Below are 14,302 nucleotides of genomic sequence, written 5' to 3'. Positions count from 1 at the left end.
TGGCGGCCGGAGGAACGGCCGGCGGACGCGCCGGGGCAACTATCTTCGGCTTCGGCGGCACCACGCGTCGCGGATCGCGGCCGGGCACCGGCGCGTCAGCAGGCGGCAACGCCGCCGAATCGCCATTAGGCGCAGCGGGCAAAGGCAGCGCGGATTGCGGAGGAACGGCCGCCGGCGTGGGCTCCGGTGGCGGCGGATCGCCGCGCTCGATGGCGTCGAGCCGCCGCGTCTCGCGATCGATCGCGCGCACCGCAAGCCACGACGACAGCGCCGCAATGTCGACGCTGCGCGTCAGTCCATCGGGCGTACCCACCGCAAGCAACTGGATTTCCGGACGGCTGTTGGCCGTGCCGATTTGCGTCGAAGCCAGCGCGGCGCGGATATCGGCCTGGTCGGCCGGGATGTCGTAGCCGCCCGATATGACGGCATTGGCGCCGTTGGCCGCAAGCGTGGTGGCGCCGACGCGGATGCGGCCGTCACGAATGTTGAAGGGAATTTGCGCTGACGCGATCGACAGCGCGCCGCTTGCGAGCACCGGCTCGATGATCTGCTTCAACCGCGCATCGTCAGTCGCCTGCCCGCTGTCGCTTGCGCGGATCGCAACGTCGAACGCCCGCGGGTCGAGGCCCGGAAGGTTCAATCCCTCCAGCGTCACGGTGCCGCTGCCGGAAAGTGCGCCTGTGAGTGCCGACACGCTGCGGCCCTGCGTCAACAGCGTCATCTGCATCGACGCGCGCGCCTTGGGCATCGCAAGATTGCGATAGTGCAGTGCTGAACCGTCGATGTTCGAAAGCTGAACGTTTGCGTTCAGCGCCAGTCCATTCACTCCCTGTCGCGCATCGATGCTGGCTGTTGCCTCGCCGCCGCCGATCTTGCCCTTGATGCCGTCGAAGGTCAGCGACTGCCCGTCAGCCCTGATGGTGCCGCTCACCGGCTGCAACTCGGCGCCACCGGGCAGCAGGCCGCGCAGCGCCACGAACGTCACCTTGCCGCGCCAACCCCTGGTCAGCCCCGCGCCGAGCGGCTCCGTGGCATCATGGCCGGCACCACCGACCGCGGCTGCAAAGATCGGCGCCAGCGTGATCTGGTCGAGACCGAGCTCGCCCTCGACGCCCTTCTCGTCGGCGAGCGTCACCGCGAGGTGCCCACGCAGCCGCGAGCCGGCAACGATGCTGTCGAGATCGTCGAACGTCAGCTTGTCGCCGGCAACCGTGACTCGCGACGACAGGCGGATGTTTCCGGCTTGGTCTGATGATTTGAGGTCGAGCAGCGGACCGACGTCGGCGCTGCGGACGCGGAGATTGACGCTCGACTTGGTATCCTTCGCCCACGGCTCCGCGGTGCCTTCGGCATCCGCATCGAGGCCCGCGCCCCAGAGCCTGGCCTTGACCCGCAATGGCGCGCGCCATGCGCCGCTCACCGTGCCCTCAAACTGCGCTGGGCCAGCGCCGGCCGCTACCGCATGGTCAAGCCCAAGCAGCGCCAGCAGTGCACTGCCCTCGCCGGCCGAGAATTTAGCCTCGGCCGCAATGTCGCTGCGGCCCAGCGCATCGAGATCCAGCTTTTGAATTGCAGCGACTGGCGGCGTCGCCGAGATCACGGTGCGTCCCTTGACCTGCGGCGCATCGAGATCGAGTGTCGCTTGCGCGGTGGTTCGATCGGCGGTCTTGCCCTTGCCGAGTTCGAGCGCAAGCTTCGCGTGGACCGGACCGGCATCTGCCCGAAGCACGCCAAGGCGCGTAGCGAGCGATGGCGCGAATGGCTGGACGATCGCGGCAAGCCGGCCAAGCGAGGCGGCCGTTGCATCGACCGCCAATCTACCGGTTGAATTGACGGGGTCGAAGTTGCCGCTGCCGTCCAGCGTCACATTGTCGGCCTGGCCGATCTTCAGCCGCTCGAGCGAGATGGCTTTGGGATTATAGGCGACCTTTGCCAGCAGCGGCCGCAACTCCTGGCCCGCGGAGACGGCGCGCCCGACGTCGAGCGACAATTGCGCCTCGTCGGGCCATTCGGCCTGCGGGCCGAGCAACGAACGGACAAAGGCCGCGGTCGCATCGAGATCGAGCCGCTCCGCCTTCAGCTGCGCCTCGATCTTCGAGCCGCTGGTCGCCTCGCGATGCAAAACCGCGACGTGGCCTTGGACGACGCCACCCTCGATCTCCGCCCTCATGGCATCGATCGCAAAGCCCGCCGGCGACACCGTGACGTCGCCGCGCAGCCGCAGCGGCTTCTGGCTGTGATAGGCGATATCGCCACGCCCCTGCAGCCAGACCATCAACGCATCGGGATCGGACGATTGGATATCGAGCGCGGTCTTGAAGCCGTTCGAAGCGCCCGCTTGCGCGCCGGCGTCGCTCATCGAAACCTGTGTCGAACCCGGCGCGCGAAATTCCATCCGGCGCACCATCCAGGCCTTCGCGTCCGACTGCAGTTCGGCCGAGATGTCCTGCAAGGGGCGGCCGCCAAGCATGATCTGTTCGGAGGCCAGCTCGACCTGCGCCGGAATCGGGCTCTGCGGTAGGCCTGCCAGGACTGCGCGCAAGGTCGGCAATACCCGCGCCGGCTCGGCGTTGCTGTCGCTGCCGTCCTTGGCGACGAATTTGTCCGCATCGAGTTGCCGCGCCGAGAGCGAGGCGTGCAGCAGCGGTGCGGCGCCGAAACGGACATCGCCGCTGCCCGCAAGCTTCAGCGCACGGTCCTCGGCACCATAGCTGACCTCGACCTGGTCGAGGCGCGCCGCCGAATAGTCGGCCTTCACTTTGCCCGTGATCCGCCACGGCGGCTCATCGCTCCGGCCGCGCTGTCCCGGCGCGCCCGCAAGCGTCATCATCCCCTCGAAACGTGGCGCGCGCGCCGCGAAAGTCAGGACACCGTCGAGATCGGCCGACAACGGCCGCTGGCCGGGATCGATGCTGAGATGCAGGCGGGTGCCATTGCCGTCAGGCTGCTGCCCCGACGACACCCGGAATGGATAGCGGTTGCCGGCATACATGAAGTTGCCGTCGCCGCGGATCGCGCCCGCCAGCGAGCGAACGTCGCCGCTGAAGGCAATGTCGCTCAGCTCGAGCGTGCTGCGGCTCGCCGCATCGTGCAGCGCAATGCGGCCAGTGAGGTTGAGACGGTCGATCGCGAGCGATGCCAGATTGGAGTTCCCGCTCGAGATCGGCCAATCGACCCGCCCCTTCGGATCGAGCCCGAGATCGAGCGACACGCCGTTGATGGTGAGCTCGTTCGCGCGCCATTCGCCGCGCATCAGCGAGCTCAGGCTGAATTCGACGTCAAGCTTGCCGGCGCGGACCTTGCCGGGATCGTTCGCGCTGCCGACGGTAACGTTTTTCAGCCGCAGCGACGGCGCCGGCAGCAGGCGCGCGTCAAGGTCGCCGGCGACGCGGACTGGCGCGCCAACGATCTTCGTCGCCTCCTCCTCGAACTGCGGCCTTAACTGGTTCCAGTCGACGAAATATGGACCGACCAGCGCGGCCACCAGTGCAAGAATGAATGCGATTGCCAGGCCGAGCAGCGTCGTCTGCACGGTGTCTCCCTTTGAGCCCGCTCCGCTTGCGGCCTACCCGTGGCCGAACGTGAGCCGGAGCAGCCCAATATATAGAGACAAGTATGGCGAAGTCACAGCGACTTTGCTGCTGCGACGTCAGGCCGGAAGCGGTTTTCCGCTCAACAGCGCGTGCGCTCCCGCGGTCGCGGCGGGAGCGCGGAGCGATCACCAGCTCGCGGGCAGCTGCTTCAGCCCGCGCAGCACGAAGGTCGGCCGCCATTCGGGATTTTCCGCGTCATCGAGCCGCAGGTCCGGAATCCGGCGCAGCAGGGTCGCGATCGCGACCTCGGCCTCGATCCGCGCCAGCTGGGCGCCGAGGCAGAAATGGATGCCGCCGCCGAACGACAGCGGCTTCACGTTCGGCCGCTGGATGTCGAGCCGTTCCGGATGGTCGGGATAGACGGCGGGGTCGTGATTGGCCGAGCCGAGCAGGCAAAGCACGCTCTCGCCCTTCGGGATCCGCTTGCCGCCGAGATCCTCGATATCCTCGAGCGCCACCCGGCCAGTCATCTGTACCGAAGAGTCGTAGCGCAGGAATTCCTCGATCGCGTTGGTGATCAGGCCGGGATTGGCCTTGAGCAGCGCAATCTGGTCGGGGTTGCGATGCAGCGCCAGCAGGCCGTTGCCGATCAGGTTCACCGTGGTCTCGTGGCCGGCGCCGAACAGCAGGATGATGTTGGCGGTGAGCTCCTCATTGGTGAGCTTCTGGCCGTTCTCCTCGGCCTGCAGCAGTTGCGTGGTGAGGTCGTCGCCGGGCTGCTTGCGCCGCAGCTCGAACAGCTGGTGGAAGTACATCGCCGCCATCGCGTTGCCCGCGTTGCCCTGCTTGATCTCTTCTGCGGTCAGCGGCACAGGATCCAGGATCCGTCCGCCATCGCGCGAGCCGGTATAGAAGACCTCGCGATGCTCCCCGGGGATTCCCAGCATGTCGCAGATGATTGTCACCGGCAGGCGAAAGGCGAAGTCCTCGATCAAATCCATCTTCCCCTGCGGAATGATGCGGTCGAGCGTCTCGTCCACGATCTGCTGGATGCGCGGACGCATGTCCTCGACCCGGCGCGCGGTGAAGGCCTTTACGACGAGGCCGCGCAGGCGGGTGTGATCGGGCGGGTCCTGCTGCAGCATCCAGTGGCTCATGCTGCGAAAGACCGGTTCCTCCATGATGTCAGGGCCATAGCGGCGGATGGTGCGCTCGACATAGTCCTTGCCGAAGCGCTTGTCGCGCAGCACGAGGCTCACCTCGGCATGACGGCTGGCGACGAAGGCGCCGTGCGCGTTGACGTGCATCGGGTCCGTGGTGCGCAACCGCTCATAGTGCGGATAGGGATTGCGAATGAATTCCGGCGCCAGTGGATTGAAAAGCGGTTCGCTGCTCGCCGACTGAACATGCTCGTTCATGGTGACCTCGTTCGCTTGTCGCGCCGGTACCAGCACCATGGCGCGCCTTGATGTCATCCCTAGGGCCAGAACGCTGCGGTCCGGCTCGGTTCGTTCAATGCAACTCGATACACTCTTGTATCGAGTTGCATTTTGCCTTAAAATGCGCCGATGTCAAGGGTTCGAACCAGACCGACGCGCGACGACACCTGCGAGAAGCTGTTCGAGGCGGCGGCCCAGGTGTTCGAGGAACAAGGAATTGGCGGCGCCAGCATCGAGGCTATTGCGGCCGCGGCCGGCTTCACGCGCGGCGCGTTCTATTCGAACTTCAAGAGCAAGGATGAGTTGATCATCGCGATGCTCGAGGATCACGTCGATCAATCGATCCGGCGCAATCTCGACCTGCTTATCACGCACAAGACGCTTCCGGCGTTCCTCGAAGCGCTCCGCACGATGGATCGCAGCCGGCAGGATCCGCTCGGCCGCTCGCCGCTCCTGCACATGGAGATGATCCTGTTCGTGGCGCGCGCCGAGAAACGCCGGCCCGAACTCGCCAAGCGCCTGCGCGCGCGGCGCAAGCTCATCGCCGATATCGTCGTGACCGCGCAGAAGAACGCCGGCCGGAACGGCCGGCTCAACCCGGAATGGACCGGCGCCATCGTGCTGGCGCTGGAAGACGGCTTCCGCCTGCACCGTCTGATCGATCCCGAGACCACGCCGGCGGACAGCTGCATGCGCGCGATCATCGATCTGCAGCGAGCGATCGGCATCTCGCCCGCCTGATTGGGCTCAGGCGCCGCTCGCGATCTTGTGCATCTGCCCTGCGACGGCGCGGACCTTGCCCGGCGCGGCCTGCCAGATCGCGATCGCCGACAGCACGCTCATGACGATCCCGAGCGTGAAGCCAGCCGTATAGCTGCCCGAGAGATCGTACAACTGCCCGGTCGCCCACGGCCCCGCGGCGCCGCCGGCCAACGCGGCGAGCATGATGGTGCCGAAGATGCTGCCGTAGTGCCTGCCCTGGAAGATCTCCAGCACTACCGGCCCCATCACCGAGGTGAGACCGTAGCCGAGCGCGCCCTGCGTGAACACCATCAGATAGATCAGGGGCATGATCGGCCAATATTTCAGCGCCACCAGCGCGGCAAAGCAGATCACGAAGCCGAAGCAGGAGATCGCCCAGACCCATTCGCGGCCGATGCGATCGGACAGATGCCCGAGCCAGATCTGGCCGGGAATGCCGAGCAGGCTGACGACGCCGAGCGCCCAGACCCCGACATTGGAGCTGAAGCCGATGTCGAGCAGGAACTTGGTCTGGTGCACCTGCACCGCGTACCAGATGTACAGGCCGCAGAAATAGCCGACCGCAATCCACCAGAACCGCGCGGTGCGCAGCGCGCGGGGCAACGTCCAATCGGTGCCGGCCCAGACCGGATCGACGATGTTCGATGCCGGCCTGGCCGACGTCGCCGTCGGCGCGGCGTCGCCGTCCGGCTGTAGCCCTATATCCTCGGGCCGCTTGTGCAGCAACAGGTTGATCGGCGCGAGCACGACCAGCACCAGGACCCCCATCGCCGTGCACGCCGTGCGCCAGCCGGTGTGCTCGATCATGTGCTGCACCCAGGGCAGCAGCGTCACCGAGCCGATGCCGACACCGGCGAAAGCAAGCCCGATCGCCAGCCCGCGACGGCGGATGAACCAATTCGGCAGGAACAGCGACTGACCTGAATAGCCGAGGCAGACGCTGCCGGCGCCGACCAGCACGCCAATGGTGAGATAGAGATGCCAGGGCTGCGTGGTCAGCGGTGCCAGCAACAGCCCCGCACCCATCAAGAGGACGCCGAGCTCCATCACCGCGCGCGGCCCGCGACGGTCCATCATCCGCCCGATCAGAGGGCTCGCAATGCCCGACGCCACGAAGCCGAACGAGAACGCGCCTGCCGTGACGCCGCGCTCCCAGCCGAACTCGCTGATGATCGGCGGATAGAACAGCGAGAACGCGGTTCGCGCGTTGACGCCGATTGCCATGGTGACGAAGGTTACCGCGACAATGATCCAGCCGTAGAAGAAGGGAAGTCTCATGCCCGGGTTCTTCGCGTTACCTGCCCTAGGCACGGATGCCTCTTTTAGCCGCAGTCATGGGCACCTTGTTGCGTGTATCATAGCCGCCGAGTAACGGGCCCGTCTCACGCTCTTGCTCAAATCTTTGGAAGCGTCGCAAGGCGCGCAAGCCGGTCGGCACACCCAATCGGCACACCCAAGACGATCATGCCTTCCTTTGTGCCCTTGATGACGATATTGTTTCTCAATCCTTCGATCTTTTCTTCGTACAACAATTCACGGAACTATCAATAAATTTTGCAGAAGTATCAATAAAATGACCCCATCGGTGCCGGAAGTGCGACGACGTCTTGCGGCAATCCTTGCAGCGGATGTGGTTGGTTATACGCGTTTGATGGAGGCGCACGAGGAGAACACCCACGCGCGGCTCATGCAGTTGCGCTCGGACGTCCTCGACCCCGGTGTTACCGCGCAAAACGGCAGGATCGTCAAGAACACCGGTGATGGCTTCCTGGCGACGTTCGATACCGCGCGGGACGCAACGCGTTGCGCTCTTTCGCTGCTTGCTCGGGATCCTGGCTCAAGGTTGCATACCGTCTGGGATATGATGGCCGGGATCGCGAAGTCAGGCCGCCTATGAGTGGTGATCAGGCGAACAAGACCGAAGGGCAGGCCGTCCGGAACGAGCAATCGGATCTTCGGGCCGCAAGCGGCGGACTCGTGCGACAAGAAGCCGTTGTGCTGCTCGTCGATCTCGTGGAGTCGGTGCGGCTTATGCGCCAACATGAGACCGACAGTGTACGTCGCTGGGCTGACTTTGTTCGGATCGTAACCGCCCAAATTCTACCCCGCTATCGCGGCGTCCTGGTGAAGAGCCTTGGCGACGGTTTGATGGCGCGTTTCGAGGCGGTGCCGGACGCCGTAGCCGCAGCAGCGGAGATGCACCGCACGCTCTCCACGCAGAATGCCGGTATCCCCGAAGACCGTCGGTTCCACCTGCGTGCGGGGATCAATTCGGCCCTGGCCTGGAGCGACGGCATCGATATCTACGGGACAGGCGTGAACCTGGCAGCTCGGCTGGCGACGCTTGCTGGCCCGGGTGAAACGATTGCCAGCGCGTCCGCCCACGAACAATTGGCAGCCGCGCTGGCAAGCCTTGCCAATCCAGGCGAAACTATTGGCAGCGCCGCGGCGCGCGACGAGCTTACGCACGGGGTGGATGCGCTGTGCGAAGATCTGGGCGAATGCGTTCTCAAGCACTTTGACAACCCGGTGCGAGCGTATCGAGTTGGTCCAGCAAGTCCGCATCCCAGCCTCACCGCTCGGCGCGATTATGGGACACCCATGGAACCGACGATCGCCGTCATCCCTTTCAACGCGCGCAGCGACGCGCCCGCACACTTTGACGTCGGCAATCTCATTGCCGACAGCGTGATCTGGCGACTGTCGAAGTCACCGAATTTGAAGGTCATCTCGCGCCTGTCGACAAACGTATTTCGCGGTCGGATGAGCGACGTCGCCGAGGTTTCGGCTCATCTCGGCGCGACCTATATCCTGAGCGGCGGCTACGTGGTGGACGCGGGCCGGATTCTGGTGACAGCAGAGCTTTCCGCCGCGCGCACCAACCAGGTGGTCTGGACCGATCGGATGAAAGGAGACATTGCGGATTTATTGCAGCCTGAAAGCGAACTGGCTCAGCGCATCGCAAGCGCGGTGCATCTATCCGTCTTTGACGCCGAAGTTGAGCACGTTCTGACCCAGCCGCTGCCGACACTGGAAAGTTATTCGCTGCTACTCGGCAGCATTCGGCTGATGCATCGCTCCAGTAAGGAAGAATTTCTTCAGACCCGCAAGGTCCTCGACGAACTGATCGATCGGCACAGCCGGATTGCGGCGCCGCGCGCCTGGCTCGCCAACTGGTATATCCTGCGTGTTACGCGCGGATGGTCCGAGGACCGCAAGCGCGAGGCGACCGAAGCCCTGAACGCCAGCCACGCGGCACTGGACCGGGACCCATCGGATGCGCTTGCGCTGGCGACCGAGGGGTTCGTCCACTGCCATCTGCTGAACGATCTCGATACCGCGCGCAAGCGATGCGATCAGGCCGTCGACGCGAACCCGAGCCATGCGCTTGGCTGGCTGTATCGCGGCACGGTGAACGCTTTCAATGGCGAGGGCGAGGCTGCCGTCGCGGCGTCGCGACGAGCATTGGAGCTCTCCCCGCTTGATCCGCAGCGCTACTACTTCGAGTCGCTCGGCGCCACCGCCGAACTTTCCGCACATCGCTATGAGGAAGCCGAGCGGCTTGCGCGTTCCTCCCTGATACACAACCGCATGCACCCCTCTACCTGGCGGGTGCTCACGATCGCGCTCGTCTCGCAGGGACGGATGGACGACGCGCGCGCGGCATTGGCCGGCATGCGCAGGCTTGAGCCGGCATTGACCGTCGAACGATACATCGCGCGCATCCCGAATGCGCAACTCGAGACAGGCAGGCAATGGGCACGCTGCCTGGAAATGGCAGGTTTACCAACGACGAGCTGATTTTTCACCCAAGCAGACTTTATTCATGAGGAGGCGGCAATGGCTCAGCTAGGCGGTGCGGGAGGTGCAGGCGGCGCAGGTGGTGCGGGCGGAGCCGGCGGGGCTGGTGGAGCCGGCGGGGCTGGCGGAGCTGGTGGACCCGGCGGAGCTGGAGGGTCGTTCTTGGGAACGATGGCCGACGCCTACGCCAATTCAATCATGGTCGATGCGCTGATCCTGGGGCGCGAAGGTACGATCGTCCCCGAGCACCATTGCTACGCACCGCCACTGCCGGCGATCGATGACAAGCATCAATTGGAACGCTGGGAGCCGTGGATTCGCGCTTACATCGCGATCGGCGAAATGATGCAAGGGATAGTGCTTCGCAAAGCGCCGTCCGGTCATGCTTTCCAGGTCCTGTCTTCCGCGTCCCTGATCGCGGAGGTCGGACGTCCGAAACGGACGACCTTCGAGAAGCAGATCCCGCTGGTGCTGAGCTGGGCCGAACTACGCTCTGAGCGTGCCACGGAGATCATGGCGCAGATCGACCCGCAATACGCGTTCTGGTCGTCGATCGTCTACCTGCATCCCGACCGGACCCGGCGCACCTTCGAACTCATCAACCTTGTGCTGCAATTCTGCGTCTACGTTGAAATGCGATTCAAGCATGCGATGGGCTGTTACCGCCCGGTCGAATACAATGCCGAAGTGCAGCCGATGATCACGACCCCGGGTCACGGCAGCTTCCCGATGGGGCATGCAACGCAGGCCTATGCGGTGGTCCACGTGCTGAAAGCGCTGCTGGGCCTCAATCCGGCGCAACTGCGACACAAGATGGTGATCGACCAGCTCGAGCGACAGGCGGCACGCATCACGACCAACCGCGTGATCGCCGGAGTCCACTTCCCTGTCGACGGCATGGCAGGACGCATGCTGGGCATTGCCCTTGGGGAATACTTCGTCGGGCGTTGCAAGGCGGGCCACAAATTCCGGCGCCGCAAATTCCTCGCCGCCGGAATCGACAACGCCCCGCACACGGATTTCAATCCGTTCAATGCGAGCCAAAACATCCACGGCAGCGCATTTTACTCCGAAGCCGCGGGCGCGAATATCGTGAAATCCAACCTGATGGAGCATCTTTGGGACGCAGCGCAGTACGAGTGGGCGGGCAGATTCCCGTAGGCGAGGTGACGTACTGCAACCCGAAGCGGAGGATGTTCCATGCCCAAATACGACCTGCCGAGATGCTTTGGCCCGTATCTCCGGTACGCGATCTCGGCGAATTTCAGGAACTTCGAGTTCTTCGATGAGAAGAAACGACACAAGCTGTTTTTCCTCGTGGAGTTCAAACAGGCCGACATGGCAGTTGCGTTCCGGAGCAAGATGAAGAGGGCCGGATTCCACGTCGAGGCCGGTCCGGCCCTCGACGGCACGCGATATGCTACGCTTCGCACCGACAAGGCAGCGGTGCTCAACGCAATCGGGCTGGCGATCTGGGATGAGTACGTCTCCCGAGTGGAGCTCTCGCTGCCGCTGAAGCCGTCGCCAATGGTGGCATTCACCAAGCGGAGAATCAGTCGCATAGGCCCAGGCAAGCGACCAGCGGGAACGCTCCTGATTGGCATGCTTGACGACGGCTGCCCATTCGCTGCCGCACAGTTTCTCAGACACACAGCGAATGCCGGCCTCACCACTCGGGTTCGTGCGATCTGGGACCAGAACCAGGGCCGACAACAGGTCCAGATCAGGGATGGCGCCGGCATCCAGTGCCTGTTCGGGGAGCCACTGCAGGATTTCAACTACGGCCTCGAATTCCAGCGCGCGTCGGACGCACCAGGCAAGCCCGCGCGACAAATCGGCCTCGACGAATGGATCCAGTTGCACTCGACGCCGTCCGGCAGCGTCGACGAGGATGGCTGCTACGCGGATGCCGGCTTCACCAGCCTGAAGGGCCGATCGTCGCACGGCGCACATGTGATGGATGTGCTGGCGGGTCGTGTCCCGACCTCGTCACGGATCGGCCCTGCAACCGACCGCCGCGATCCGCCGAGTTGGCGCAGCGCCACGGATCCTGCGTCGAGCATCGATGTGGTGTTCGTGCAATTCCCCGAAATCTGCATCAAGGATGCGACCGGCGTTTGGCTCAAGGCTTACGTCCTCGACGGCATCCGGTACATCCTCTCGCATGCCGACCCAAACAAGACCGAGCGTGTCATCGTCAACCTCAGCTACGGTCCGACGACCGGCCCGCACGATGGCACATCGGAACTCGAAGCGGCACTCGCTGCGCTGGTCTCGGAATTCAATGGTGCCAACGGAAAGCCGAAGCTCGAGATCGTGCTGGCGGCGGGCAATTCCTATCTGAGTGAGGGCCACGTCGCCCTTACGCGAGACGACTCGCGCCCCAATCACATCGAATGGACCTGGCGGCTTCCGCCCGACAATTCAGTGTTGTGCTTTGCGGAGGTATGGATGAAGACGGCCGATGCTGGCGGTGTCGTCGTGACCCTTACCTCGCCCAGCGGCGCTGTCTATGCGCCGGCGCCTCCGCTTTCCTCCGGTCTCACCTCCGTCCCGGTTGCGCCTGCCGGGGTCGACGTCCCAATCGTCTGGGGCGATGATACGATGTGGCGGCTGCAGGTTGAACCAACCGTCGTTGCGCCGAAGATCGCCGCAGCCGAACATGGCGACTGGACTATCAAGGTCGCCGGCATCCGCGCTGCAGCGGAGCTTCACGCCTTTGTGGCGCGTACTGACCCCAATATGGGCGTGGCGCCGGGCGCCAAGCTTTCCTCTTTTGTCGACCCCACTTGGGAACGAACCCGGTCGGCCGAAGCCAATTGTATTCGAAGCGAGGGAGAGTTCGACAGGAGCGGATCGGTGGTCCGCCGCGACGGCACCCTCAACGGGATTGCGACCGCCGAAGACGCGGGGATACACGTAGCCGGCGGTTACATTCTATCGAATGGGCGCAAGTCGACCTATTCCTCGGCCGGCCCCGCGCGCAGCGGACCACTCACGCTCCGCCGCGGCCCGGATTTCGTGCTTCCCTGCGACGACTCGTACGCGCTCTCCGGCGTGCGCGGTGGAGGCAACAGGAGCGGCTCGGTGTTCAGACTCACGGGCACTAGCGCTGCAGCGCCTCAATTCGCGCGAGAGATCGCCGACGCGACTCCCCTGCAGCCGACCAACCCCCCCGGCACGCCGTCGGAAATTGGCAAACGCGGCGGAGGCAATCTGGACGCACCATAGGGTTTGCATCGGCGTCCAGTTCTCAAGCCTAGCCCAGCGCATGGCTCTCGTGGCCGAAATAGGCGCGCTCTAGCCGGTGTGCGAGATCGCTTTCGCCGGTCGGCGCCTCCAGCGCGATCGCGCCCTGCACTAGGGCGTAGACGCGATCGGCCGATGCCAGGGCCTTTTCCAGCAGCTGCTCGACCAGCAGCACCGATGTGCCCTGCGCGCGCAGCCGGCCGATGACGTTGAGGACCCGATCGACCAGCACAGGCGACAGTCCGGCCGAGGGTTCGTCCAGCATCAGGAGTCGCGGCCGGCGCACCAGGCCCTGCGCTACGGTCAGCATCTGCTGCTGTCCGCCCGAGAGCGCACCGCCGCGCTCGTTGCGCTTCGCGGCGATCTCCGGGAAGAACGCCAGAGCTTCCTCGACGCGCACGGCGCGTTCGGCGCGCGGCAGGTCGTAGGCGGCAAGCAGCAGATTATCCATCACGGAAATCTGCGTGAACACGCGATGCCCCTCGATCACATGCACGAGCCCGGCGCGCGCCGCATCGCGCGGCGTGGCGTTGGTCATGTCGCGACCGTCGAACCGCACCTGCCCGGCACTGACCGGCAGCAGCCCGGACATCGCACGCAGCAAGGTGGTCTTGCCGGCTCCATTGGGCCCGAGCAGCGCGACCACCTCGCCCGCGGTAATCGTCATCTCGATGCCATGCAGCACGCGGATCTTGCCGTAGCCGGATTCAAGCGCGCTCACAGCGAGCAAGGGTTCAGCCGCCGAGATAGGCACTGACGACCTCCTTGTGGGTGCGGATCTCCGCGGGCGTTCCCGCCGCCAGCACGCGCCCAAGGTTGAGTACGGTGACCTGGTGGCAGATGTCGAAGATCAGATCGGCATGATGCTCGACCAGCAGGACGCCGGTGCCGCGCCCGCAGATTGCCTTGATCAGCGTGGCCAGCCGCTCGATCTCGTCGTTGGAAAGGCCCGCCGCGGGCTCGTCGAGCAGCAGGAAATCCGGATCGAGCATCAGCGCCCGCGCGATTTCGATGAAGCGCAGCTCGCTGTGCTGCAGGCGATCGGCCCTGATGTCGGCGAGAGCATCGAGGCCGACGACGCCGAGCAGCGCCCGCGCCTTGGCCGCAAGCATCCGCTCGTCCGCGCCGTTGCGCGGCAAAGCGAGCATCGCCTCGACGAAGGTCGCCCTGCCCTCGATCGACCCGCCGATCATGACGTTCTGCAGCACCGAGGCCTCGCCGATCACGCGCGGCGTCTGGAAGGTGCGGGCGATGCCATAGGCCGCACGCAGCACGGGCTGCCCCGTCCGCAGGGCGGCGTCGCCGAGCGTCATGGTGCCGGCCTTGGCGGCATAATAGCCCGAGATCACGTTCAGCGTCGTGGTCTTGCCGCTGCCGTTCGGGCCGATCAGGCCGTGGATCTGCCCTGGTGCAACATCGAGGTCGAGCCCGTCGATCGCCTTCACATTGCCGAAGCTCAGCGCGATGCCGCGCAGCTTCAGCGCCTTGCCGCCGGCACGGCGGCGCACGATATCGGCG

10 protein-coding genes are annotated in these 14,302 nt (G+C 65.0%); 5 read left to right on the top strand and 5 right to left on the bottom strand.

Annotated elements, in window-relative coordinates; genetic code table 11:
* A partial coding sequence (locus AS156_RS01700) for an AsmA family protein (protein WP_082747274.1) occupies positions 1 to 3,532 on the bottom strand: 3,532 nt, incomplete at its 3' end.
* A 186-nt stretch (positions 3,533 to 3,718) separates the two neighbouring features.
* Positions 3,719 to 4,951: a cytochrome P450 gene (locus AS156_RS01695; protein WP_066499324.1), complete on the bottom strand. Its 1,233-nt coding sequence runs from the start codon at positions 4,949 to 4,951 to the stop codon at positions 3,719 to 3,721.
* 150 nt (positions 4,952 to 5,101) lie between these two features.
* Between AS156_RS01695 and AS156_RS01690 the strand changes: the two genes are divergently transcribed.
* Complete coding sequence (locus AS156_RS01690) at positions 5,102 to 5,713, top strand: TetR/AcrR family transcriptional regulator (protein WP_066499072.1); 612 nt, start codon at positions 5,102 to 5,104, stop codon at positions 5,711 to 5,713.
* A 6-nt stretch (positions 5,714 to 5,719) separates the two neighbouring features.
* Here the strand turns inward: AS156_RS01690 and AS156_RS01685 are convergent, their stop codons facing one another.
* Positions 5,720 to 7,012: an MFS transporter gene (locus AS156_RS01685; protein ID WP_066499071.1), complete on the bottom strand. Its 1,293-nt coding sequence runs from the start codon at positions 7,010 to 7,012 to the stop codon at positions 5,720 to 5,722.
* 295 nt (positions 7,013 to 7,307) lie between these two features.
* On the opposite strand from AS156_RS01685, the gene AS156_RS01680 reads away from it, so the two are divergent.
* The 4 genes from AS156_RS01680 (at position 7,308) to AS156_RS01665 (ending at position 12,766) form a co-directional block, all read left to right on the top strand.
* Entirely contained in the window at positions 7,308 to 7,631 is a 324-nt protein-coding gene (locus AS156_RS01680; protein ID WP_136625964.1) for an adenylate/guanylate cyclase domain-containing protein, read from the top strand.
* The gene (locus tag AS156_RS01675; RefSeq protein WP_082747273.1) at positions 7,628 to 9,535 is read left to right on the top strand and encodes an adenylate/guanylate cyclase domain-containing protein; all 1,908 of its coding nucleotides are present in this window, start codon (positions 7,628 to 7,630) and stop codon (positions 9,533 to 9,535) included. Before AS156_RS01680 ends, AS156_RS01675 begins: the two co-directional genes overlap by 4 nt.
* A gap of 171 nt (positions 9,536 to 9,706) precedes the next feature.
* Positions 9,707 to 10,696, top strand: coding sequence for a phosphatase PAP2 family protein (locus tag AS156_RS01670; protein ID WP_082747272.1), 990 nt, complete (start codon positions 9,707 to 9,709; stop codon positions 10,694 to 10,696).
* A 39-nt stretch (positions 10,697 to 10,735) separates the two neighbouring features.
* On the top strand, positions 10,736 to 12,766 hold the full coding sequence (locus AS156_RS01665; RefSeq protein ID WP_066499067.1) for a S8/S53 family peptidase: 2,031 nt from the start codon (positions 10,736 to 10,738) through the stop codon (positions 12,764 to 12,766).
* 28 nt (positions 12,767 to 12,794) lie between these two features.
* Here AS156_RS01665 and AS156_RS01660 read toward each other — a convergent pair whose 3' ends face one another.
* Together AS156_RS01660 and AS156_RS43835 are read right to left on the bottom strand one after the other, a co-directional pair.
* Positions 12,795 to 13,538 carry an ABC transporter ATP-binding protein gene (locus tag AS156_RS01660; RefSeq protein WP_136625963.1) on the bottom strand — a complete coding sequence of 248 codons (744 nt, stop codon included), beginning with the start codon at positions 13,536 to 13,538 and terminating at the stop codon, positions 12,795 to 12,797.
* Positions 13,519 to 14,302, bottom strand: a 784-nt coding sequence (locus tag AS156_RS43835; protein WP_245312505.1) for an ABC transporter ATP-binding protein, incomplete at its 5' end; no start/stop codon positions are given. The genes AS156_RS43835 and AS156_RS01660, both read right to left, overlap by 20 nt.

Source organism: Bradyrhizobium macuxiense, assembly GCF_001542415.1.
GTDB lineage: Bacteria > Pseudomonadota > Alphaproteobacteria > Rhizobiales > Xanthobacteraceae > Bradyrhizobium > Bradyrhizobium macuxiense.
This window is presented reverse-complemented; position numbering and strand designations above follow the sequence as displayed.

What these genes read in the sequence shown, in the direction of transcription:
- AS156_RS01680 (WP_136625964.1), top strand. Translation starts at nt 7,308, where the DNA reads ATGACCCCATCGGTGCCGGAAGTGCGACGACGTCTTGCGGCAATCCTT.
- AS156_RS01685 (WP_066499071.1), bottom strand. Translation starts at nt 7,012, where the DNA reads ATGAGACTTCCCTTCTTCTACGGCTGGATCATTGTCGCGGTAACCTTC.
- AS156_RS01675 (WP_082747273.1), top strand. Translation starts at nt 7,628, where the DNA reads ATGAGTGGTGATCAGGCGAACAAGACCGAAGGGCAGGCCGTCCGGAAC.
- AS156_RS01670 (WP_082747272.1), top strand. Translation starts at nt 9,707, where the DNA reads ATGGCCGACGCCTACGCCAATTCAATCATGGTCGATGCGCTGATCCTG.
- AS156_RS01695 (WP_066499324.1), bottom strand. Translation starts at nt 4,951, where the DNA reads ATGAACGAGCATGTTCAGTCGGCGAGCAGCGAACCGCTTTTCAATCCA.
- AS156_RS01690 (WP_066499072.1), top strand. Translation starts at nt 5,102, where the DNA reads ATGTCAAGGGTTCGAACCAGACCGACGCGCGACGACACCTGCGAGAAG.
- AS156_RS01665 (WP_066499067.1), top strand. Translation starts at nt 10,736, where the DNA reads ATGCCCAAATACGACCTGCCGAGATGCTTTGGCCCGTATCTCCGGTAC.